Annotated in this window: 1 protein-coding gene and 1 pseudogene; one reads left to right on the top strand and one right to left on the bottom strand. The window is 77.4% G+C overall.

Features of this window, described 5'->3' with window-relative positions; all coding sequences use genetic code 11:
• A pseudogene (locus MHW47_RS35290) lies at positions 1 to 301 on the top strand (hypothetical protein); the annotation flags it as partial.
• A gap of 22 nt (positions 302 to 323) precedes the next feature.
• Here the strand turns inward: MHW47_RS35290 and MHW47_RS35285 are convergent.
• Positions 324 to 1,568, bottom strand: a 1,245-nt coding sequence (locus tag MHW47_RS35285; protein WP_239227889.1) for a right-handed parallel beta-helix repeat-containing protein, incomplete at its 5' end; no start/stop codon positions are given.

Genomic DNA, 1,568 nt, shown 5'->3' with positions numbered 1-1,568 from the left:
GGCCACACCCGCCCCCGCCGAGCCGGCGTCCCCCGCATCCCCGGACGGACCCCGCCGCCGCTGGTGGTCCCGGCGCAGCCGCCGCGCCGCCGGGGAGACCGCGTCGCGGCCCGACCAGGCGTCGGCGTCCGCCTCGGGCCCCGTACCGCCGTCCGGTGCCGGGGGAGAGGCGGACCATGACGCGTACGACTTCCTGCCGACCGACCCCTGGCACGCGCGGACGCTGACGGACGGGCCCCCGGCCCCGCCCCCGCAGGCACCCCACCTCCCGGACGGCGACGGCGGGCCGGGCCCGGCCTGAGCACCGAGCAGCCCCCCGGTCGTCAGGGCGTCATCGGCGCGCCCACGGAGACGTCCGGGTCGCGGGGGCGGAGGAACGCCGTACGGGGGAGCGAACCGTCGCTCGCGCGCGGGCCCCGCGCCTCGTCCGGATCGTCCGAGAGCAGGTCGCCCAGGGACACCTTCGGTCCTGCCGCGTCCCAGGTGTTGCCCACGGAGCGGACGGCCGGTCCGGGTGCCGTCGCGCGGGCGTCGTCCCAGGCGGCGTTCCCCGTGGCGGTGCCCGTGCTGTCGGCCAGCCGGAAGCCGGCGATGCCGTTCCGGTAGGCGCTGTTGCGCTCCAGGGTCAGGCGCCCCGTGTTGCCCAGGTCGGTGAAGCCGTAGCCCTCGTTGTCCCAGGCCGCGTTGAACCTGGCGACGTGCGCGGCGGTGACCGTGGTGCGGCCGCCGCCGAGCGCGAAGCCGTCGCCGTTGCCGTAGGCCCAGTTCCCCTCCAGCAGCACCGGGCCGGTGAATGCGCCCAGGTCGAAGCCGTCGCCCCCGTTGCCCCAGGAGCGGCACCGCCGCACAGTGTTGCCGTCGCCCCCTCCGAAGACGATCGCCAGGCCCGTGCTGTGCCCGTTCGCCCGGCGGTTGTCGTGGAAGTCGCTGTCGACGACCGTGTTGCCCACCGTGTCCTCGCCGCGCAGGGTCAGGCCGGACCTGCCGTTGTGATGCACGTTCAGGCCGTCGAAGACGTCGTGCGCGCATCCGTCGCACACCCATGCGTGGTCGCGGGCACCCCGTACCTCCAGATTCCGTACGGTCCAGTGGTCGGCGCGCTGGATGACGGCCCACTCCCCGTCGCGCACCCCGGAGAGGTCGAGCACCGGCCGCTCCCCGCGGCGCGCGGTCAGCGTGATGGGCGCGTCGGCGGTGCCGTCGGTGTCGAGGACGAGCGGTTCGGCGGGCCGGTAGGTGCCGCCGCGCAGGACGATGCTCTGCCCCGGACGCACCAGCCCGGCCGCCTTGCCGACCGTGGCGTACGGGTGCGCGAGGCTGCCGTCGCCCCGGGTGTCCGAACCGCCGGGAGCCACGTACAGCTCGGCCGCACCGGCCGGTGAGGGCGACGACGACGGACCGCCGACGGCCCCCTCGGGAGCCGGGGCGGCCCTCGGCGCCACCCGGGGCGACGCGTCCGGGCTCTCCGGCCAGGCCCGGGGCAGCAGAAGCGCGCCGAGCACCAGCAGGACCGCCGCCCCCGCGCCGGCCACCGCCCCCCGCAGCAGCGCGGTCAGCGCGGCGGCCCG

Origin of the sequence: Streptomyces sp. OfavH-34-F, from assembly GCF_022347745.1 — a bacterium.
In the GTDB taxonomy this organism is placed as follows: Bacteria; Actinomycetota; Actinomycetes; order Streptomycetales; family Streptomycetaceae; genus Streptomyces.
The sequence above is the reverse complement of the archived record's forward strand: the minus strand, read 5'-3'. Positions and strand labels throughout refer to the sequence as shown.